The organism is Paenibacillus sp. SN-8-1, from assembly GCF_050995535.1.
GTDB lineage: Bacteria > Bacillota > Bacilli > Paenibacillales > Paenibacillaceae > Fontibacillus.
The window spans coordinates 2,583,681-2,606,025 of sequence record NZ_CP194782.1 but is presented as its reverse complement, the minus strand read 5'-3'; the positions used below and the strand labels follow the sequence as shown (position 1 = coordinate 2,606,025).

The 22,345-nt window shown below is 46.4% G+C and carries 16 protein-coding genes and 1 pseudogene; 13 read left to right on the top strand and 4 right to left on the bottom strand.

What is annotated here, in order from left to right:
- The first annotated feature begins 134 nt into the window (after positions 1-134).
- From ACRRNK_RS12465 to ACRRNK_RS12450, 4 genes are all read left to right on the top strand, one after another.
- A complete protein-coding gene (locus ACRRNK_RS12465) occupies positions 135-431 on the top strand; it encodes a DUF6509 family protein (protein ID WP_433946882.1) in 297 nt (98 codons plus the stop codon).
- Positions 432-453: 22 nt separating this feature from the next.
- Entirely contained in the window at positions 454-993 is a 540-nt protein-coding gene (locus ACRRNK_RS12460) for a hypothetical protein (RefSeq protein WP_433943072.1), read from the top strand.
- Positions 994-1,222: 229 nt separating this feature from the next.
- Positions 1,223-3,253: a serine hydrolase gene (locus ACRRNK_RS12455; RefSeq protein ID WP_433943071.1), complete on the top strand. Its 2,031-nt coding sequence runs from the start codon at positions 1,223-1,225 to the stop codon at positions 3,251-3,253.
- Between the two features lie 152 nt (positions 3,254-3,405).
- Positions 3,406-3,981, top strand: coding sequence for a hypothetical protein (locus ACRRNK_RS12450; RefSeq protein WP_433943070.1), 576 nt, complete (start codon positions 3,406-3,408; stop codon positions 3,979-3,981).
- A 469-nt stretch (positions 3,982-4,450) separates the two neighbouring features.
- On the opposite strand, the gene ACRRNK_RS12445 is transcribed toward ACRRNK_RS12450, so the two are convergent.
- Positions 4,451-4,609 (bottom strand): hypothetical protein, encoded by a 159-nt coding sequence (locus ACRRNK_RS12445; RefSeq protein WP_433943069.1) that lies wholly within the window; start codon positions 4,607-4,609, stop codon positions 4,451-4,453.
- 211 nt (positions 4,610-4,820) lie between these two features.
- Between ACRRNK_RS12445 and ACRRNK_RS12440 the strand changes: the two genes are divergently transcribed.
- Together ACRRNK_RS12440 and ACRRNK_RS12435 are read left to right on the top strand one after the other, a co-directional pair.
- The gene (locus tag ACRRNK_RS12440; RefSeq protein ID WP_433943068.1) at positions 4,821-5,000 is read left to right on the top strand and encodes a hypothetical protein; all 180 of its coding nucleotides are present in this window, start codon (positions 4,821-4,823) and stop codon (positions 4,998-5,000) included.
- A gap of 188 nt (positions 5,001-5,188) precedes the next feature.
- The gene (locus ACRRNK_RS12435; RefSeq protein WP_433943067.1) at positions 5,189-5,605 is read left to right on the top strand and encodes a hypothetical protein; all 417 of its coding nucleotides are present in this window, start codon (positions 5,189-5,191) and stop codon (positions 5,603-5,605) included.
- A 197-nt stretch (positions 5,606-5,802) separates the two neighbouring features.
- Here the strand turns inward: ACRRNK_RS12435 and ACRRNK_RS12430 are convergent, their stop codons facing one another.
- Positions 5,803-7,110 carry an NCS2 family permease gene (locus ACRRNK_RS12430; protein ID WP_433943066.1) on the bottom strand — a complete coding sequence of 436 codons (1,308 nt, stop codon included), beginning with the start codon at positions 7,108-7,110 and terminating at the stop codon, positions 5,803-5,805.
- A 384-nt stretch (positions 7,111-7,494) separates the two neighbouring features.
- Here ACRRNK_RS12430 and ACRRNK_RS12425 point away from each other — a divergent pair, with 384 nt between their 5' ends.
- Positions 7,495-9,060: a response regulator gene (locus tag ACRRNK_RS12425; RefSeq protein ID WP_433943065.1), complete on the top strand. Its 1,566-nt coding sequence runs from the start codon at positions 7,495-7,497 to the stop codon at positions 9,058-9,060.
- An 83-nt stretch (positions 9,061-9,143) separates the two neighbouring features.
- Complete coding sequence (locus tag ACRRNK_RS12420; protein ID WP_433946881.1) at positions 9,144-11,975, top strand: glycoside hydrolase family 3 C-terminal domain-containing protein; 2,832 nt, start codon at positions 9,144-9,146, stop codon at positions 11,973-11,975.
- A 57-nt stretch (positions 11,976-12,032) separates the two neighbouring features.
- On the opposite strand, the gene ACRRNK_RS12415 is transcribed toward ACRRNK_RS12420, so the two are convergent.
- Entirely contained in the window at positions 12,033-12,968 is a 936-nt protein-coding gene (locus ACRRNK_RS12415; protein WP_433943064.1) for an S-layer homology domain-containing protein, read from the bottom strand.
- A gap of 82 nt (positions 12,969-13,050) precedes the next feature.
- Positions 13,051-13,944 (bottom strand): AraC family transcriptional regulator, encoded by an 894-nt coding sequence (locus tag ACRRNK_RS12410; protein WP_433943063.1) that lies wholly within the window; start codon positions 13,942-13,944, stop codon positions 13,051-13,053.
- Between the two features lie 135 nt (positions 13,945-14,079).
- Here ACRRNK_RS12410 and yicI point away from each other — a divergent pair.
- The 5 genes and pseudogenes from yicI to ACRRNK_RS12385 all read left to right on the top strand — a co-directional run.
- Positions 14,080-15,510: pseudogene (gene yicI / locus ACRRNK_RS12405) on the top strand (alpha-xylosidase); the annotation flags it as partial.
- A 133-nt stretch (positions 15,511-15,643) separates the two neighbouring features.
- Positions 15,644-16,444: a prolipoprotein diacylglyceryl transferase gene (locus ACRRNK_RS12400; protein ID WP_433943062.1), complete on the top strand. Its 801-nt coding sequence runs from the start codon at positions 15,644-15,646 to the stop codon at positions 16,442-16,444.
- Positions 16,441-17,856, top strand: a complete 1,416-nt coding sequence (locus ACRRNK_RS12395) for a radical SAM protein (RefSeq protein ID WP_433943061.1) — start codon at positions 16,441-16,443, stop codon at positions 17,854-17,856. Before ACRRNK_RS12400 ends, ACRRNK_RS12395 begins: the two co-directional genes overlap by 4 nt.
- Positions 17,853-18,209 (top strand): hypothetical protein, encoded by a 357-nt coding sequence (locus ACRRNK_RS12390; RefSeq protein ID WP_433943060.1) that lies wholly within the window; start codon positions 17,853-17,855, stop codon positions 18,207-18,209. Before ACRRNK_RS12395 ends, ACRRNK_RS12390 begins: the two co-directional genes overlap by 4 nt.
- 224 nt (positions 18,210-18,433) lie before the next feature.
- Positions 18,434-22,303, top strand: coding sequence for a PAS domain S-box protein (locus ACRRNK_RS12385; RefSeq protein WP_433943059.1), 3,870 nt, complete (start codon positions 18,434-18,436; stop codon positions 22,301-22,303).
- The last annotated feature ends 42 nt before the right edge of the window (positions 22,304-22,345 follow it).

Sequence of the window (22,345 nt, the reverse complement as noted above, 5' to 3'; positions counted from 1 at the left end):
TGTACCTGCTTGCCCAATTGGATTATTATAAGATAACATAATATGAATTAGGCACAACAGCGGGGCACATATCCGGCTTCCATCTGAGAATTTGAAAGCTTTGGATCAACCGCCGCATGGAAAGGGCGAAGATGATGGATAATATTACTGCATATAGTGTGGAGCTGGTTAAGGATCCATTTGGCATTTTGACAGGCAAGCGTTACGAGTTCATTCTGGATCTCGATATAGATGAAGAGGATGAGCTGTACTCGGAGAATGGAATTTACCTAAGAGTCATCTATGGTGGAGAAGAGGGTAAGATGGGGATTGTGAAATACCATATCCACGAGAGAGTAACCGACAAGTATATGGATTTCGATCTGGAAGAGGATGAACTTGCCGAAGTAGAGGCCTTCTGCAAGGCTCATCTTGATGAAGCTGGACAATAACTAAAGAAGGGCTGGGGTTGACTTGAGACGCAGCAGCATTTCTGTGCCCTATGGGTATGAACCGCCCGAAGAGACAAGAAAAGGTACGTTAATCTTCTACGATACATTCGAGCATATCACTGATGAGGAATTGGAAGCGGCGGCTGATCTCGTTCAGAAGCTCGATTTCAAGAAGCTAGTCCTCTATCCCCTGCATGAGGAGACTGTGCGAAGAATGTCCAAGGAACCCGTCAGAGCCTATCACAAGCGTGAGCAGCAGCTCTACGACTGGAAGAATAACTCTTCTCACTCAGGTGTAGTTGTGGAAGGTTTTGAAGGGAAGCGTAAAAAATACACGCCGCTTGAAGCCGCGCTTAGGCACCTGACTGACAAATATGCGTCGCCCTTTTTCCTGTATGTGTCACCAGAGACGGCCAATCAGATTGCAGCCTACTCTTCATTTGAAGAGTGGATTGTGAGGCTGAGACTCCTGCTTCAAAGTGAGCCCCAGCATGTGCATCCTAATCTTGAGAAGTATCGTCACCGCTGGAAGACCGTTCGGGAATCGTTAATCAAGGAATAATCACATCACCAGAGCAGTATGCGAGGAGTAAGATCTCGGGCATACTGTTCTTTTTTTGTACTTGTTCAGACCTAAGTCGTGGTTCGTAACCCGACTACGGATTTAGCTAGTTTACATCTTAGGCGCCAGAGGAATTTCAGTCGGGGGAATGAGGTGATGGAAGGAGGGACCAGATATGATAATTATCAGGAAATATAAATAATATATACACTAGGTAAGGAGTGAAAAGATGTACCGGAGAAAGGTGCTGAATCGAAGAATTTGTAAAGCTTTGTTAGTTCTATGTGTATTGGGAAGTGTTGCTTATGTCGGTCCATCGACACAGGCCAATGCAGAAGCGGCAGCAGCAAAGGGCCCTTCTTCAGCCGATGAAGTAAAAGCATTTGCGGATGCATTCTTCAACCGTGCTGAGATTCGATCCAAACTCGCAGGTGCGGCGTTTGTGGTTGTTAGCGACAATAAAGTCCTGCTGAACAAAGGTTACGGTTACGCTAATCTGGAGAGCAAACAACCGATTGACCCGGATAAGACACTATTTCGAGTTGCGTCTGTCACAAAGGTATTTACAGCAACCACAGTTATGCAGCTGGCCGAACAGGGGCGAATTGACCTTGAAGGGAATGTGGACAAGTATTTAGGCGGTTTGAAAATTCCCAACAATACGGATAGCCCGCTAAAGGTAAAGCATTTGCTCACCCATACCACCGGTTTTGATTTCACAGATAATTTAAAACCAAACAGTACCGATCTGGACAACACAACGTCTTTGGGGTCATTTATACAAGAAAGATTACCAACTATCGTGCGTAAGCCTGGACAGGCCTACCGCTATGACAATTATGCTTCTGACTTGCAGGGATACCTCGTACAGAGTGTGACCGGACAGCCTTTTGAGCAAGTGGTTCGTGAGCGTATCTTTCAGCCACTCCATATGAATAACAGTTACTTGGGTCTCACTAGTCAACTGGCACAGCGTCTGGCTACCGGATATAACAGTAAGAACCAGCCTGTTAAGCCTTATTTGGATACTCCTACCATCTCTCCGTCAGGTGGAATGATCTCGACAAGTACGGATATCTCCAAATTTATGCTTGCTCAGCTGAATAAGGGAAAGCTCGGTGAAGCGGCGATTCTTAAGCCTGAGACAGTCTCAGAAATGCAAAAGGTCCAAGTAGGAATTCATCCTGAGCAGCCGAACATGGGCTACGGATTTGAGATGTTCTACCACTCTCTATACAACGGTCAGAATGTGGTCGAGAAAAGTGGGGATGAGAGGGGATATCATAGTTATATGTGGCTGCTGCCTGATCGGAAGGTGGGCGGTTTCATTGTAACCAACAGTGATTCAATCGATGTACGTACAGAGTTATTCAAGGAATTTATGGATCATTATTACCCTGCCGATCAAAAATCCCATCCAGCGTTTCCAGTTTCAGCTAAAGATCTAGCCAAATTTGAAGGATCATACCGCTATTTACGAATTCCCATGCAGGTCTTCGATATTAAGCTGGAAGACGAACACCTAAGCATTAGTACTCCGGTTGGAGTGAAAAAGCTAAAACCAGTTGGGGATCTTTTATTCGAGGATGAAGATGGGAGAATGGCTGCATTCAAAGCGGATGAGAAGGGGGTCATCAGCCATCTTTATTATATGATACCGGATGCATGGAGTGAGCGAGTACAAGATCAGCCGCCTTACTCAGATGTTCCTGTGAATCATCCCTATGCGGGATTTATTAACGACTTGCGCAAATTAAACGCGTTTCCTGTAAATACGAGCTCAGAATTTGCACCCGAGAAGACGATGACCCGGGGTGAATTTAGTGCGGAGCTTCTCGGTCTAGTAGGAATACAACCAACTCAATCACCGGTCCAATTCAAGGATACAACTGGCCACCGATATGCTGCCCAAATCCAGACTTTAGTTGAATACGGAGCCGTTACCGGTTATGCGAAGGACAAGTTTGAACCCGACAGGCCGATTACCAGAGAAGAGGCTGCTGTTCTGTTGTGGAGGATTAGCCAGCAATTCGTAAATACTGAAGTATCAGCAAAGCTTAGCGGGATTACTGATTCATGGGCGCAGCCGGCAGTCGAGTTTGTGTTAGGTTCCGGTCTTTATGGTCCGGAAGTAAAGCCAAACCAAGACGGATTGGTCAATTATCACTCACGTAGTCCTATGCTTAGGCAAGAGGCGGCTGCTCTTCTAACCAAGGCCGCAGGGTTCATCTTGGCAGAACAGGCTAATGGAAAAGTTTAAATGAGGGAGTCATGAGACTGTAAAAAATAACTATTTTCAAATTCATCATAAAAAAAGGTTTTACTCGGCATTGTCCTTATGGCATAATCGGGATTGATTGTATAAGTTAACTTATGGATTGAATTCCGTTATTAGGAAAGGGAGACGTAGGGATGATTGCTAAACAAAGGATGTTAATGTGGCTGCCGGGACTAATACTTACTATGGCCATGACCGCTTGCGGGAGCACCACAACGATTAAGACAGAGAATGGAACGGCTGAGGTAAAGAAGGACGGAAGTGGGTTCACGGTGAACACCAACGAAGGGGAGACGACAACGTTTAAAAGTCAGGATGACAATACGTTTCAGATTGAAAGCAATAAAAACGATGGATCAGGAGGGAAAACCACTGTAAAGAGCAGCACGGAAATCCCAGCTAGTTTTCCTAAAGACATCCCGCTCCCGGATGATGCCAAGACCACCGGTTCAATTGAAACAAACGCTGATGGCAAGGAGTCAATTATTGTTACCATCCATACGAATAAAGAACTTAGCGAACTTGAGACCATGTACAAACAATATTTCAAAGACAATAACGTTAGCAATTCTATGCAAATGGTACAATCGGATGTTCTACTCTTCTCAGGAGAGCTGGATGGGAACACGATCGCGATCTCTGGCAGTCCCTCTGGCGATGCAGAAGGAATGGACTTGTCCATCAGCTGGTCGAAGAATGCAGCCAAGTAACCAGGAATCAAAATTAATCATTATAAAGAACACCGCCTTGTCCTATGACTTCAGCGGTGTTCTTTAAGTTGTTCCATTGTCTATATAAGATGCAGTTAGAAAAATAACATGCAGAGGAGGCGTAAGGGAAGGGAAGCTTGGAACTGTAGGAGCGAAAGCGAATCGCTACAAGCTTTCTGAAAGAAAGCTACATCGAAAGCATTTGCTTAAGCTTTCTGAAAGAAAGCTACATCGAAAGCATTTGCTTAAGCTTTCTGAAAGAAAGCTACATCGGAAGCATATGCTTTGGCTTTCTGAAAGAAAGCTACATCGGAAGCATATGCTTTGTCTCCGGATTTCTACCACATAATGTGGTGTAAATCAAGAAATCTGGAGGCGGGCAGCGACCGAAAGTCCAAGCATTCCCCGTAGTTACGACCGTACCCAAAAATGCAAACATCTTAACTGCGTCGTATATAGTTTTAGTCGTTTATTTCAGATCTTCATCTGTGAAAGGAACCGGCTTGGCAACCCATTCATCTGCTTGCGGTTCAATATCTACGCCGTTCTCCATTTTCTTCTGCTCCGCAAGGGAATCCCTGTTCTTATCCTGGTCATTTCGAAGTTGGTCTTCAGATTTCTGATTCATTTGTAATTCCTCCTTGAAGTAGCTTGTCATCAATCTTGCACAACCTTTACTTATAATTACCCGAAACCTGATTTTGCAAACCTCTACATACTCTTCCTGGGTGTTCGCCGTGATCAATAACGCCGCGTCGCATAGACTGTTCAATAAGGACGGGTAATCAACCCATCCTTGGCCTGAACAGATTTAGTGCAGTCATAAAGGTGGTGAACTCATGAATAAAAAATACCGAATTCGTAAATTAAGAAGCGAGATTGGCAGGTTGACGAAGAGAAAGCGGCTCATTAGATCATATTTGTCCAGTCCCAATCATTCTTATGATCGCAGTCATATTGTAGTAGTAGATCCGAAGGCAACGAAGAAGACCAAAGTAAGAGTCATACGCTATTCTTAACAATTGTATTGAGACGCAACTTATAATACAAATTGATCGTCTTCGATACTGAGTCCATGCAAATATTGGAAGCTAGGGAGGGCGATCTTTTTGATTTTGCTGCCGCAAGCGAACCTCATATTGGACAAGCAGTCAAGAGTAACATCTCTGGAAGACATTGAATTTGAATCGAAATGGGGAGAGGACAGATGAAGAAGAGGGTTATTCTTGTGATCATAGCTGTATGTTGTCTCCTGGCTGGTGCAGCTTGCTCCAATAAGGAAGAGCAGAAAGCTTTGGTCCCTACCACATTGGCCAAAGAATACCCGGGGGATATTCTCAAAGTGGATCAAATTACGCTTCAGGATGGTTCTACAGGAGCTAAGGTCATCGTGGATCGTCAGGATGAGATCCGCAGCTTTCTGAATAGCATTAAGGATGATGTTCTGCAGCCTGATCCTAATCAGGAGCAGCGCACAGGATTTATGTACCGGATGATGCTGTATGAGAAAGGTGAACTCAAGCTGGATATAATCCCTAATTCTATCCGTAACGTGTACTACTTACAGAATGAGGATCTACGCCGGGATTTAAGTGCTTTCTTTGAGAAGAAATTTAGAAATTAAGCAATTAGGTAGGCGTCCCAATATCAAGTAAACTTACGGCTTTGGCTTTGGATTTCATCCATTAAATATAATTCAAGACATCCAAAACCATCAGCGATGGGAGCAACGTTCGTTCCCTATGCCTTTCGAACATAAACCGAACTCCTAAACAAAATCAGGAGCCGTCTCAAAAGACGGCCCCCACTTCAGGTGAGACTCTACATTAGAGCGTGCAGAATGAAATTGGCAAGGAATAGTACCGTAATGACGTACATAACGGCCTTAACTTCCCGGCCACGGCCGGCAGCGAGCTTGGCAATAGGATAGGCGATGAAGCCAAATGCCATGCCGTCTACAATACTATAGGTGAACGGGATCATGACCATTACAAGGAATGCTGGGAAAGCCTCGGTGAAATCGCTGAAATTCATGTCCTTGATGTTCTGAACCATCAGGCTTCCGATAATGATCAGGATCGGAGCAATTGCGCTGTCTGGAATATAGGTCAGCAGCGGAATGAAGAAGAAGGTTGCGCCGAACAATACAGCGGTGACCAATGGTGTTAAGCCTGTTCGTCCTCCGGCCGCGATTCCGGCGGTTGACTCAGCTGCTGCCACAGTCGGGCTGCTGCCGAGGATGCCGGCCGCAATGTTGGATAACGATAGTGCTTGAAGACTTCCCTTGAAGGTCTCTGGTCGTTCAATCATACGGGTCTGTGCTCCAATTAGGCCGATATTCTCGAACACAATGATCAGGAGCAGGAGGAAGACGGCAATCCAAAAGGCGATGGTCGTTATTCCTGAAAACAAAGAAAGCTTGCCGAAGATCTCCCCATACTGCTCCATGGGCTGGCTGCTGCCTTGCTTGTTCACGTCCGGATGTACTGCGCCAAGAAGGTAGGCTAGAGCAGTTCCCACAAGAATACTGATCAGAAGATCTCCCTTAACCTTGCGGACAAAGAGAACCAGAGCCAGCAGCAGGGTGACGCAGGCGGTAATTACATTTGGATCATTGAAATGACCGATTGCGACAAAAGTTGTCTGATGGGCGATCACGATACCGCTCTTTTGCAGGCCGATAAAGGTTAGGAATAATCCAATTCCTACACTAATTCCATGCTGAAGATTGTGCGGGATGGCTTCGCTTATCCTTTTGTACAGTGAGGTAAAGGCAACAATCGCAAATAACAGTCCAGCTACGGCGACTACCGCAAGAGCTTCCTGCCAGGTGAGCTTCATGGAATGTACCAGGGTGTAGGTGAAGAAAGCATTGATCCCCATGCCGGGGACAACGATAATTGGAGATTTGCCAAGGAAAGCCATGAGCAGGCAGCCGGAGATCGAGGTGAGTAGAGTCCCGACCATTGCAGCCTGGAGCGGCATCCCCGCATCACTTAGGATGGCAGCATTCACCATGACGATATATACGACCGCAAAGTAAGAAATCAAGCCAGAGGTAAGTTCTCTTCTCCAATCGTGCTGTCCAGGTTGATAGCCCAGACTTTTAGACAGCAGACTTTGTTTCATAGATATGCCTCCTTTCAAAAAGATTCGTTAAGTTGACAGCAAGAGTAAGCATACAGCCGAAGGCAGGTATTAGCATATCGTTAATTGTAGTATACCCGTCAGCCTGAATTCTCAAAAAAGATAGGATTGTGCAACATGCGCTTTGAATAATGTTAGAGTTTTGTGTCCGGGAAATTTATAATTATTAGAAAGTGTAGTTTGCTGACGGTTGTCTTATTCACAAAGTTTGAAAGCGCTTAACAATATTAGGGCAGTTTAGAACCGACCAATCTATATGGAATGAACTAAAAATGTGAACGTTAGGATTCTGGCAACCGCTTGTTGTCCTTAGGAAATCGATCAAGTAGTCTTTAGTTCAATCCATTTAGCAAGAGGAGTTGTACTATGATTAAAGTAATGATTGTAGACGATGAACCGAAGGTCAGAGAAGGTCTTACTAAGTTAATCCCATGGGATTCTTACGATTATACTGTTGTGGGTACAGCAGCTAATGGATTTGAAGCTTTGGATAAATTTAACGAGCTTCAGCCGAACCTGGTCGTGGCCGATATCCGCATGCCGGGTATGGATGGAATTCAACTCATAGAGAAATTAAGGGAACAAGACGATAAGCTGCACATTCTTATTCTTAGTGGCTATGCGGATTTCGATTACGCCAAGAAGGCGATCGCGAGCAGAGCGGATGGCTACCTGCTCAAACCGGTTGATGAGGAAGAATTAATCAGCTATCTTGAACGAATCAGACAGAAGTGGCTGGAAGAGAATGAACAGCAGAAATGGGCCGACTCGGCGCTGAACTTGAACCGCGAACGTATCATAAAATCCTTGCTAACCGGAACCAGTGAGGAGGCTGCTGAGATCCAGTCAACTGCCGTATCGCTGGGTCTCGGCTCGAAGGAGTACCAGATCCTGTTACTGGATCTCTATGTAACTGATGGGGAAACTCACACGGTGCTTGGGGAGGCAGCTGAGCGGCTGCAGGTTTATTTTGAACAGGCGAATCTTGGGGTGGCCTTCAAGCTATATTCGCAGACGGGAATTCTTCTGAGCAAACCGTTTGTCGGATTGCAAATGCGTCAGCAGCTTACCAGAGATCTGGACAAGGTATTGAGCGGAATGAATGTGAAGTTCACGGCATCCTTGGGACCGGTCGTTAGAAGTCTGACAGAGATCTCACATTCTTACAATGATGCAAGAGAGCTGCTTAACTGTGAATTTTTCTGGGCAGAAGAAGGTGTAATGTACAAGGAAATGAATTCGAAGACAGCTCCAGGTAGAACTGAGGATATAGATCTTACATCTATTGAAGATCAAATGTACTACGCACTGGATTTGGGGAACCCGGATCCAATACCGGAATTGGTGAAGAATGCGGGGGAATACCTGACAGATGAGGGAAGAACAGAACAAGAAATCAAGCGGTATTTCGCTGAGCTGATTACGGGTCTGATCAGTAAGCTGTCCATGCGAAATCCGGATTTGGACGGGATCCCTAAGCTCTATACGGAGAGAATTGCTCACCTGTACCAGAAGCGCAGCCTCTATTATCTGACCAGACATGCAGCGGAGATCCTTCAGACTGTGACGAGTCATATTGATAGATGCCAGCACCAGGATGTGAAGATTATGCTGGATATGATTCACCGTAATTACGGCGATAATCTGAAGCTGGAGACTTTGGCTGGTGTTCTGAACTATAACAATGCTTACCTCGGGAAGCTGTTCAAGAATGCTACAGGAGAGTACTTCAATACTTATCTGGATAAGGTGAGAATCGAACAAGCCAAGCGGATGCTTCAGGAAGGCATGAAAGTGTACCAGGTGGCAGAAAAGGTCGGGTATACGAATGCCGATTATTTTCACAGCAAATTTAAGAGATATGTAGGAACTTCGCCTTCTCTATACCGCAAACAGGGGGAAGAAGCCAGGAAGCATCAAATTTCTATATGAAATCAGTGCTAATTGTAAGGGTATTAAGCCGGGAAGCAGAACGTTATGATAGCATCAAAAAGAGAGAGAAGGTAAAGCTAACTATGAATTCTGCAAACGCTTACCCTTACCAGAATCCGGATCTGCCGCTTGAAGACCGAGTAGCGGATCTGGTATCCAGACTGACCCTTGACGAGAAGATAGAGCAAATGTGCCAATATCAAGCCGAGATTCCCCGGCTGAACATACAAGCATACAAGCACGGAACTGAAGGTGCACATGGAGTAGCTTGGCTTGGTGAGGCAACTGTTTTTCCGCAAAATACAGGGCTTGCGTGTACATGGGACCCGGAGCTGATGCGTGAAATTGGCTCGGTTATTGGGGATGAAGCCAGGGTCTATTATCAAAAGGACCCGAAGATTAACGGGCTGACCATCTGGGCGCCCACAGTGGATATGGAACGCGATCCGCGCTGGGGACGTACGGAGGAGGCCTATGGTGAAGATCCTTATCTTACAGGCCGTCTAACGACCGAGCTGGTTAAGGGGATGCAGGGTGAAGATCCCTTTTATTACAAAACGGTGGCGACACTGAAGCATTTCTATTCCAACAATAATGAAGTGGATCGCGGGAGCGCTTCAGTCAGCATTGATCCCCGCAATAAGCGGGAGTACTACCTGAAAGCGTTCGAGCCGGCCTTTAGAGAAGGCGGCGCTGCTTCAATGATGACAGCTTACAATGGAATTAATGGTGTCCCATGTAATGTGAATCCGGAGGTCAACGAGATTGTCAAAGGCGAATGGGGCATGAAGGGCTTTGTCGTTGGTGATGCGGGCGATGTACTAGGGACAGTGAACGATCATAATTATGTTCAGTCCTATGCTGAAGCCGTAGCCAGGTCTGTGAAGAACGGAATTGACAGTATAACTGATGATCAGGAAATCTCGTTCAGGGCACTTCGAGATGCACTTGAGCTGGGCTTGCTTACAGAGGCTGATCTGGATCACGCGCTCCAGAATACGTTCCGGGTCCGGTTCAGATTAGGTGAGTTCGATCCGGCAGAGCGCAATCCGTATGCACATGTTGACGAGTCCAAGCTATGTGCAGAGACTCACGCGAAGCTGTCCAAGAAGGCGGCGCTTGAAGGTGTTGTCCTGCTAAAGAACACGGGCATTCTGCCACTCAAGAAGGGGATTGGCAGTGTAGCGGTTATAGGTCCAATGGCAAATGTTGCCCTTACTGATTGGTACAGCGGAACACCGAAATATCGAATCACCCCGCTTGAGGGCATTGTATCCAAATTAAGCGAGGAGAAGATCCGTTATTGTGAGGGAAGCGACCGAATTCGGATTCGCTCTTTGGATGCAGGTAAGTACGTCGCGGTTGGGAATCAGGAACAGGGCCATAAGCTGAACGCTGCAGAACAGAATCCGGAGCAAGCCGCTATCTTTAGATTAACGGATTGGGGCTGGGGCAGTGAGACCCTGCGTGAAGACACAAGTGGAAAATTTGTGACTGAGACTGAGGATGGCAGTCTTTCAGCAACAGCTGAAGAAGCACGCGGATGGTTCGTTAAGGAAGTCTTCCAGACTGAAGCTCAGGAGGATGGATCGAGCAGGCTAAAAAACTGGCAGGGAACTCCGTTAGGGATTGGCACAGACAGCGAGCTTAGTGTGAACGATCATACCGATGAAGACAAAGGCAAAGGCCGTTTCTCCATTGAAGTGGTGAAGGATGGAATTGCTGAAGCTGTGGAGGCTGCGCGGGCTTCTGAGACAGCTATTGTCTTCGCGGGGAACATTCCTTTCATTAATGGGAAAGAAACGATTGACCGGATGGACATTACGCTGCCTCCTGCACAGCAGCAGCTCATTCGGGCTGTTATGGAAGCCAATCCAAATACGATCGTCGTACTGGTGGGCAGTTATCCTTTTGCCGTGAATTGGGAGCAGGAACACGTTCCGGCTATAATCTATACTTCCCATGCGGGTCCTGAGCTAGGGTCAGCCGTAGCTGAAGTGTTGTTCGGGGAGTACAATCCGGCTGGACGACTGGCTATGACCTGGTACCGCTCTCAGGAGCAGCTTCCAGATATTATGGATTACGACATTATCAAAGGAAAGCGGACCTACCAGTATTTTGAAGGTGAGATCCTTTATCCATTTGGGCATGGGTTATCTTATACGGACTTTGAGTACAGTGAGATCTATCTCAGCAGCCCGGTTATCTCTGCGGAAGATGAACTTAAGATAAGTATCACAGTTGCAAATAACGGAAGTCTCACGGGCGAGGAAGTAGTTCAGCTGTATGTTCGTGCTGATCAGTCAAGAGTACCCAGACCCCTCAAGACGTTGACCGGATTCAAGCGTGTGTCTATAGATCCTGGAAGAACCGAGACTATTGCGTTCAAGGTATCTTCTGTTGACTTGTCATATTGGGATGTGACCAGGGAACGTTATGTGGTGGAGCCAGGTACGTACACAATTATGGCAGGAAGCTCGTCAAAGGATATAAGGGCTTCTGCTGTCCTCACCGTTCAGGGAGAGGCGGTGCCGCCAAGATCTCTGGTAAGCCCGGTCAAGGCAGAGAATTACGATGATTACGAAGGGGTATATCTGGACGAATGTATCGAAGGTGGGAGCAGTGTTCGAACCCGGTCAGAGCCCGGCTGGATCGCTTTCTGGGATGTGGAACTTGGTGAACAGGACAGTGGAGTTCTAAAAGCGAGAGTAGCGTGTAAGGACCCGGGTGCCGAGATCGAAGTCAGACTTGACGCGCAGGATGGACAGCTGGCAGGACACTGCCATATGCCGTTAACGGGAGGCAGCCAGGCTTGGACAACCCTTGAGATTCCACTTGAAGGTATTAAGGGCAGCCATAGCGTGTACTTGATCCTTAAAGGATCCATCTCGATAAGCAGATTTAATCTCCAATAGTTATAAAGAAGCGGCTTTCCCAGAGTTATGGGAAAGCCGCTTTCTTAATGTCTAGTATTATTGGGAGACAGGACCTGATTCGGTAGATATCCCGGTATCTGTACTTTGCTCATCTACTGCTAATCTGCTCTTATATCCGGCAGGGATATAGGCAGTGTCATGAACCTCTGTAATAACCTGGGCATACATCCCGGTAGGTCTAGGTTTAACCACCTCGGTGTAGATCACGGCCACTTGATTCGTCTCATCGTACTGAATTGATGAGATTCGAAGTCCATAACCGGCATGGGGGGCCTGCGCGCTTACTCGAACCTCTGTAATCTGGTCATCAATAGTCTTGGAAGTCAGGCTATATCCCTGAAGCGGACGACCGTCCAACCTAGCATGCATATTCTTCACCGCCTCCACGCTTTCATTAAGCCAGCTTGCAGCAACGCTGCGGGTAATAGGCGACTTTGGACTGAAATTAAGCTTGGTATCAAGAAGGGAAATCCCCATGTTCAGGAGATTCTGAATGCTGCCGTTATAGTCTGGTGTGATGCTGCTTCCATCAGTAATGAAGTTATAGCGGGCGATAATCGGAAAATCCCCTTGGATCTGGATCGCTTGGTACAGTAGGTGAGCGTACTGTTCCCGGGTCATTATCGTATCGGAGGCTACATCCTTCGGTATGTCCAGACCACGAATCTGGGCAATGACAAAAGCATCCGAGTACCAGGCCGAGTTGCTAATGTTGGTGAAATAATCGGAGGCTACAGGCATTTTGACAAATCTGTAAGTGTTCAGATTCAGGTCAAATCCTTTCACGATGGAGGTCACACCTGAAGCGTAATCCAGCTTTTGCTGAGGATCCAGACTGCTTCCCGGAATGGGTATAACATTAATTTTGTTAGCTGTGAGGTCAGGCGTTGTATCCTGAAGTGCACTTGCGGGAAGGGCTGCACCTAGTAACAGCACCGTACTGAGCAGCAGCATGCTGTATTTTTTTATCATAATCATTATCTCTCCTTCTGGAGTCATATTCCTGTTGCCTTCTAGACGAGCCTTCAATGGATAATGTTGCAACTTTTGAAGATTAGATCTCCACAGATCCTTTGCGGAAGGCGGACGGCGAGCACTTCATCATTTTACGGAATACCCGGATGAAATAACTAATGTTATCAAAGCCCACTTCGAGCGCAATATCAGAGATTTTACGGTCTTCCACTCTAAGCATTTCTGCCGCCTGCCTAATCCGGTAGCTGTTCACATAATCCATGGGAGTCTGTCCGGTCATGGATTTGAAGAAGCGGCAGAACTGCCCTTCGCTCATGGGGATCAAATCAGCCAGCTCGTGCAGTCTGATCGTACTGTCATAATTCTGCTGAATATATAGAATCACTTTTTTGAGCCGCTCAATTTTGGCCGCTCCTCCAGTAGGGTTCATGCTGCGATTGCATGCCAGTCCGCTTGCTGTAAGCTCGTATAGCATCATCAGCAATCTGCCTTTGACCGCGGCTTCGTAGCCGGGAACCTCTGATCGACAGGCCTCCATAATCGCAGAAATATGTGCTAACAAGCTGATCTCCGCAGTTCCGCTTGGCCGAATCAAGCGGGGAAAGGTGGCTTTCCGCTCTTGAAAGGGAAGGATGGTTTGGTCCTGAATGGCGTCATATTGTGCGCTTGCCAGGAGCTGGGCCCCAAAGACAAGCGCAAAAAACCTGCAGCCTTCTGTTCCCATTGCATGCCCTGCATGAATGTCACCTCCATCGATGAACACCGCTTCTCCTGCACGGACTGGAAAATGCTCTTCATCCAATTGAAATAGAACCTCACCTTCGAGCACGATAAAAATCTCCGATTCATCATGCCAGTGACAATCCAGTACGTGTTCACCAGGTCCAAAATCCATCCAGTAAGCCCCGAAGGGCTGTAAATGCTCACCGTGGATACGACTTTCCTTAAGCGAGTTCTTAAGGGTAGAATCCATGAAATCACCTCATCAAAATAATGCTATATATACATTCAATAATGTAAGTTTTAAATAATTAGTATCAGTATAATGCGAGTATAACGCTTACATTCAAATTTGTAAAAATATATTGAAAAGGCAGTGTGACGAATTATGAAGTTTACAGACGGTAACTGGTTAGTTAAAGAAGGATTCTCGCTTTCCACTGCAGTTCAGATGCATGACTATGAAACTACAGATCATGGTGTGACCGCTTATGTCTCGACTACACCTATTGCCGATCGCGGAGGAATGATTAATACCATTTTATTAACAGTGAAGTTCCACTCTCCAGCCCCTGGAGTTATTGGAGTTAAGTTGATTCACTGGGACGGTGAACGTGATCATGGCCCGAATTTCGAGCTCAAGAAGGACAATGGCCATCACGTCAAGATTACAGAGAATGAACAGGAATTGATTATGCAGAGCGGTGATATAAGTGTTCGTATTGCCAAAGGAGGACAGTGGTCCTTTGACTTCTACCGCGGTACAGAACGTCTTACAGGCAGCCGATTCAAATCTTCAGCACACGTTACCGATACACAAGGGAATGCTTATATGCGGGAAGAGCTTGATCTTAGTGTCGGGGAATGGGTATACGGACTTGGGGAGCGCTTCACAGCCTTCCAAAAGAATGGACAGATGGTAGATATCTGGAATCAGGACGGCGGAACGAGCTCCGAGCAGGCTTACAAGAACATTCCATTCTACATTACGAATAAGGGCTACGGTGTGTTTGTTAACCATCCTGGACTCGTGTCCTATGAAGTCGCATCCGAGAAAGTGAAAAAGGTTCAGTTCAGTGTTACAGGTCAGACGATGGAATACTTCGTCATCGATGGTCCGACACCTAAGGATGTGCTGAATAAATATACTAATCTAACCGGTAAGCCCGCGCTTCCGCCTGCATGGACCTTTGGTCTATGGCTGTCAACTTCTTTTACCACGAATTATGATGAAGAGACCGTGAACTCCTTCGTGGACGGTATGGCTGAGCGTGACCTCCCCTTGCATGTATTCCATTTCGACTGTTTCTGGATGAAGGAATTTCACTGGTCGGATTTCAAATGGGATGAGCGAGTATTCCCGGATCCGCAGGGGATGCTGACTAGACTGAAAGCCAAAGGTCTTAAGATCTGCGTCTGGATCAATCCATATATTGGACAACGTTCGCGCTTGTTCGAGGAAGGCAAGAAGCTGGGTTACCTCGTAAAGCGTCCTAATGGCGATGTATGGCAGTGGAATCTGTGGCAGCCAGGTATGGCGCTGGTTGACTTCACGAATCCGGAAGCCTGTGACTGGTATGCGGGATATCTGCGTGAACTGGTGGATATGGGCGTGGACAGCTTCAAGACGGACTTTGGGGAGAGAATCCCGGTCGATGTCGTGTACCATGATGGGTCTGATCCCGAGAAGATGCACAACTATTACACTTTTCTTTATAACAAGGTTGTGTTTGAAGCACTTCAGGAGAAGCTGGGCAAGCAGGAAGCGGCTGTGTTTGCCCGTTCAGCCACAGCAGGCAGCCAGCAGTTCCCAGTTCACTAGGGCGGGGATTGCTATGCTGACTATGAATCAATGGCGGAGAGTCTTCGCGGAACTTCGTGATTGGAATTTACTTATTTAATTCATTTAATATGAACATAGGAGTAGAACAGCAGAGTAGGAGAGGGAATACGTGCATTTTCCAGTTTATATACATATCGGCAGTTTGGTTATTCATCCGCATGTTTTATTTGAATCTTTGGCTTACTTTATAGGGTTCCGAATCTACTTATGGACCCGCCGTAAGACAGAAATCCCATCCAAAAATATGTTTTGGGTCATTGTAGGGGCCGCGGTTGGTGCAGCACTGGGATCGAAGCTGCTGTACTGGTTTGAGAATCCATCGATTCTAATATCATTCTGGGATCATGGGAAGGAGCTGCTCGGCGGCAAAACCATTGTCGGCGGCTTGCTGGGTGGCCTGATCGGCGTAGAGCTGGCCAAGAAGTGGGTAGGCATCACCCGTTCTACCGGAGATGACTTTGCCTTTCCTCTATTAATTGCAATTGCCATAGGACGCATCGGATGCTTTTTGACAGGGCTGGATGACCATACGCATGGAATTCCAACCGATTGGATCACCGGCTTTGATTATGGCGACGGTATACCTAGACATCCAACACAACTGTATGAAATCGGCTTCTTATCTCTATTCGTCATCCTCTTATTTTTGATCAAAAAAGTGAGAAACCGGCGATCTCAGCCCCTTCCAGATGGGGCCATATATCAATGGTCCATGTTTGGATATCTATTCTTCAGATTTTGGGTCGATTTCATCAAGCCAACCCCGCATCTTTATTTGGGGATGAACAATATTCAAGTCGCCTGTGTGCTGGGCATGATGTACTTCATATTTGTCTATAAGCCGCAAAAACCACAGGAGCAAGCAATAAAGTCCAATACATATAGAGAAGGGAAGCCGAATTCCTTATGACTACCAAAAACAGACCATATCTGTTCTATGAACTAACAAATAGTATCTGCTCCAAATGTATGAAGAAAGTAGAAGCCAAGGTTATTATTGAGAATGACTGCGTGTACCTGTCTAAATATTGTTTCGAGCATGGACGGGAGAAAGTGCTCATCTCCACCGATGTGGAGTATTATAAGCGATGCCGTGAATTCATCAAGCCCTCGGAAATGCCGCTTCACTGGAACACGCCGATCAAGTATGGATGTCCTTATGACTGTGGTCTCTGTCCAGATCACGAACAGCATAGCTGCCTGACGATTGTGGAGATCATTGACCAGTGCAACCTGAAATGTCCAATTTGCTATGCTGATTCTTCACCGGACAAGAAATTATGGCGTTCGCTGGAAGAAGTAGAGCGAATGCTGGATGCTGTCGTGCGCAATGAAGGCGAGCCTGACATCGTTCAGATCAGTGGGGGAGAGCCTACTATTCATCCTCAATTTTTTGATATTCTAAGGCTGGCTAAATCGAAGCCCATACAGCATTTGATGATTAACACGAATGGAATCCGGATTGCCCAGGATCGTGAATTTGTGAAGGAGCTTGCTCAGTTCACGCCTGGACTCGAAATCTATTTGCAATTCGACAGCTTTGAGAAATCCACTTTACAGGAGCTGCGCGGGGCGGACCTCAGACAGATTCGGAGTAAGGCGATTGAGCACTTGAATGAGTTCAACATTTCTACGACCCTGGTGGTCACATTAAAGAAGGGTCTGAACGACCATGAAATTGGTGAGATCATTCAGTATGGACTGAAGCAGCGAGCAGTCAGAGGGGTGACCTTCCAGCCTATCCAAGCGGCGGGACGGTTAGAAGAGTTCGACCCTGCTACGGACCGGCTTACCTTAAGCGAAGTTCGGCAGCAGATCATTGACCAGTCCAATCTGTTCCAGGCTGAGGATATGATTCCGGTTCCATGTCATCCTGACTGCCTGGCAATGGGGTATGCACTCAAGCTGGACGATCAGGTTATTCCTCTAACGCGTATGATGGACCCTGAGATTCTGCTCGAGGGTGGACGTAACACGATTGTTTTTGAACAGGATGAGAGTATCAAGAACCGCATATTTGAACTGTTCTCCACAAGTCATTCGCCGGAATCCTCAGCACTTTCATTAAAGAGCCTGCTGTGTTGTCTTCCTTTGGTGCAAGTACCTGAGACGATCAATTACGATAATGTATTTCGGGTAATTATTATGCAGTTTCTGGACCCATATCATTTCGATGTCCGTTCAGTCAAGAAATCCTGTGTTCATATCGTCCATCCCGATGGACGAATTATTCCATTTGATACCTATAACATGTTCTATCGGGGGGACCTGGAAGAGAAATTGAACGAGCTGAAGGCCGAGCTGGAAGGAGCCAAGGCATGAGTGACGACCGGGACAAAATAACGGAAGATTCTTCGTATGATCCGCAATCCGTTCAGCCAGGTGACCAAAATAACTCGAACCGTAATGAACTCCACGACCTTTACGAGAAGCAGCAGCATGGCAAAGAAGTACTGAAAGGCGTATTGCTGTTGGGCCTCCTGCATCTTCTTCTGGTTGTCTTTCCTTTCGCCTATTTCGCGATTGGTATAGCTCAGTTAATCTATTTGATTCCTGCCGTGGTCATTGCTTTAGTCAAAAAGAGAGTCGGAATTGCCCAGGGACTTATTCTTGGAGGCGTAATTACATTTCTGCTTAATGCTGCTTGTTTCGGACTTGTTTTGTTCAAGGCCTAAGGTTGCCCCTTTAGCTGAGCTGTTCAAGCCACTCCATAAGACTAATCGATCTGCACAATAAAGTCCCAAAAATAAAGTTGGAAAAAAGGACCCCGATGCTTCATCGGGGCCCTTTTTAGGATATATATACTTGATAACGTATATAAAGTATTCCGTTTGAAAATATCGTATACTTAAGTTATCAACTAAGATTAGTCGTATCTATGTAAAGGGAGGCCTATGTAGTGACGGTATCCTCATCTACCCAACTGGCAATATTTAAGCGATTATATACACGTTCACCCATAGGTATAGCCATAATGGCACCAGATGGAAGCCGATTCCTGATGGTGAACCCTGCCTTATGTAAGTTGTTCGGATACAGGGAAGAGGAAATGCTTGCTTATGGGCCTGCGGATCTGCTTCATCCAGAAGACACTCATGCTAGCTTTTCCTCTCAGATGATGAAACTGCTTGCCTCACATAAGGATCAAGAAGAAGTAACTCTGACTGGGCGTTATATTCATAGATCGGGAGAGATATTGACCCTTAAGCTGGATGTTTCTCCAATTATGGAGGATTCCTCGGACAGCTCGGAATGCTTGATTGTACAATTTACAGAGATTCCAGTTGAACCTTTCGATGAAGGTCAGCTTGAGATTAATAATGATCTGTATAAACTGATCACAAGGAATACTCCAGACCTCATTTCAGTGAGCACACCCGATGGATATATCACTTATATCTCACCTTCCTGTGTAACCATGCTGGGCTATACGCAAAGTGAAATGCTTGGCCGCCACCGCACGATGTTCTATCACCCTTTAGATGCCGATAAAATGATGCGAGACAATACTCTATACTCAGATAGCGATGTGTACCGAAGACGTGTCCGGCACAAGGATGGTCATTACCTGTGGATTGAAACTTCATTCCAAATTGTCAGAGATGAATCGAACAACATTGAGAAAGTCCTGGCCATCGGCCGTAATATTACCGAAAGAGTTAACTTTGAGAAAATGCTGGCTGAAGCTCAAAGTATAGCGAATATGGGAACCTTCGACTGGGATATACCGAACAACAAGGTCACTTTTTCGGAGGAAATGAGAAGGATCTTTAGTTATGGTGTGAAGCCCGTTGATACGATGAAGCCTATGGCAAAAATTATACACCCTGAGGACCTGGAGAGGATCAGAGAGCTGTATGAAAGCACGATATCCAAAGGAATTGATGGGGAGGCGGAATACCGTGTGATCAAACCTGACGGCAGCATCAGAACACTATTCTCAAGATGGAGAATGGAAGTGGATCCGGTTAGCGGGCAAGCGATCCAGATGCTTGGGACTGTTCAGGATATTACAGAACGTAAGGAGACGATTGACAAGCTAAGAGAGAGTGAAAGGGATTTTAGGTTAATCACGGAAAGCTCTCTAGACTTTATCTCCAGACATGCAGCCGATGAAGAAGCCACATTTCTCTATGCGTCTCCTGCCTGTCGTACGATTCTTGGATACGAACCTCACGAGCTGGTTGGTGTTTCGGGGGTATCCTTTATTCACGAAGAAGACCGGGATGCGGTTAAATATTTCCTTGAGATGAATCAGCTTGGTCTTGGTTCTGAGACAGTAGTATTCCGTTTCAAACGCAAGGATGGCGATTACGTATGGTTTGAGTCTTCTTCGATCTATGCCTATGATGGGGCTAGGCAGGTTGAGGAGATCATCGCAGTCTCCCGCGATATTACAGAGCGCAGACAAATTGAGCAGCGGCTGCAGGAGAGTCAGAGCAGGTATAAGTCACTATTTGAATACAACCCCGCGGGCATATTTGCGATTAATCTTGAAGGCAGGTTAATCTCGATCAATACCAGTATGGAGACGCTGATTGGATATGCCCGTGAAGATGTAATGGGAGACTTCCTGCTGCCCTTCTTCGATGTCAATGACCAGGAAGAGATCAAGCTTAGTACCCAGAATGTATTCCGCGGAAATACGAAATCCTATGAGACCCGAATACTTTCTAAGGGAGAGCAGCTCATTGATATCAGCCTGACTCTGCTTCCGATCGTGGTGAATCATCAAATTGTGGGGGCATATGGAATCGCCAATGATATCTCTTCGCGCAAACAGTCCGAGCGGCTGCTGAAGGAGAGTGAAAGCAGGTACAAGTCCTTATTTGAATATAATCCCGCAGCAGTCTATTCCATGAATCTGGACGGAGATTATTTAACAGCGAATGAGAATTTGGAGCTCCTTACGGGTTATACACTGGATGAGCTGATTGGTCGATATTTTGGCCCACTTGTTCCAGAAGCTTTTGTACAGAAGACGCTTCATCATTTCAACCTGGCCGCCAAGGGATTCCCGCAGAATTACGAAATCTCGATTCTTCATAAGCAAGGTCATTTGGTGGATATCTCGGTAGCCAATATACCGATTATTATCGATGATGAGATCGTGGGAGTGTACGGAATATCCAGTGATATAACAGATCGTAATGATTATATTAAGCAGATAGAGAAGCTGAGCAGCGAATATACTCTAATTCTCAATTCGGTATCCGAGGGGATATTTGGAGTAGACAATGAGGGGAAGACGACCTTCATTAATCCGGCAGCAGCAGCGATGCTTGGTCTGGACTCCAAAGATATTATTGGACAATTTCAGCTGGACTGGATCCAGCAGATGCGTGGAGACGGAACCTACTACACCCCAGAAGAGACTCCGATCTATAAAGCGGTCAAAGAAGGCCGCTGGTACCAGAGCAAGGAAGAAGTCTTCTGGAAGAAGGACGGAACGAGCTTTCTGGTTGAGTACCGGATCAGCCCGCTGGTCGATAAGGGTGAGCGGAAAGGTGCCGTTATTGTATTTCGCGACGTAACCGATGAGAAGGAGATCATCCGGGCCAAGGAATCCGCTGAACAGGCAGATCGCGCCAAATCGGAGTTTCTTGCTATTATGAGTCATGAGCTGCGGACTCCGATGAATGGAATCATTGGAATGACGGGGCTGCTTGCCACTACGGAATTGGACGAGGAACAGCAGGAATATACAAATATTATTGTACAGAGCAGCAATTCACTGCTGCATATTCTGAATGAAATTCTCGACTTCAGCAAAATCGAGGCCGGTAAAATGGTACTCAGTCATGACCCAATCTGCCCCATTCAGGTGATGAAGAGCGTGATCGAACTGTTCGCTCCCCGGGCTGAAGAGAAGCAGGTCAAGCTCATCTATGATATTGATGCTTCCGTTCCAAGCCCAATCATGGGGGATGAGGTGCGGCTTCGCCAGGTACTGATCAATCTGGTTAGCAACGCAGTGAAGTTCACAGATCAAGGGATGATTAAGTTATCTGTCTCCGCCAAAAAGTTAAGCAGCTCGCCGGAATCGCTGGTCCTTGAATTCATCATTCAAGATACCGGGATAGGGATACCTGTGGATCTGCAGAGTCAGCTCTTCCAGTCATTCTCCCAGCTTCATCCTTCAATTAACCGGAAATATGGAGGAACAGGATTGGGACTTGCCATCAGCAAAAAATTGGTTGAGCTCATGGGAGGAGCAATTTGCGTGGATAGTGAACCTGGTCAGGGATCTACTTTCAGGTTCACGCTTCTGTCAAGCCAGTATCGGAATCCTACTGAGCAGAATGTGGATCTGGAGGAGATTGAGGTTGTAGATGCTGTGGAGACAACCGGTCAGTCCACCGTTACTGCGGAGTATGGCCCGCTTCGTATACTCATCGCAGAGGATCATCCGGTGAATCAGAAGCTTCTTCATACAATTCTGGCTAGGCGAGGATACGAGGCGGATATTGTGTCTAATGGGAAAGAAGCAGTAGAGGCAGTTACACAGGGAGATTATGACTTGGTCTTCATGGATGTGCAAATGCCGATTATGGATGGACTAGAAGCGACCTCCACCATTCGCAAGCATCCGGAACATGTCCAAAAGCCCATTATCGTGGCGGTAACGGCCTTTGCGAAGAATGAAGACAAAGAAAGCTGTCTGGCCAGCGGAATGCAAGATTTCATAGCCAAGCCAATCTATATATCTGAAGTCGATCGGATCTTGAAGGAATGGTCACCTCTTGTTGCTGAGCGAATCGATGATTAATTTAGTATAAGATGTATTTAAAATGTTCAGGTTTGTGGGTGT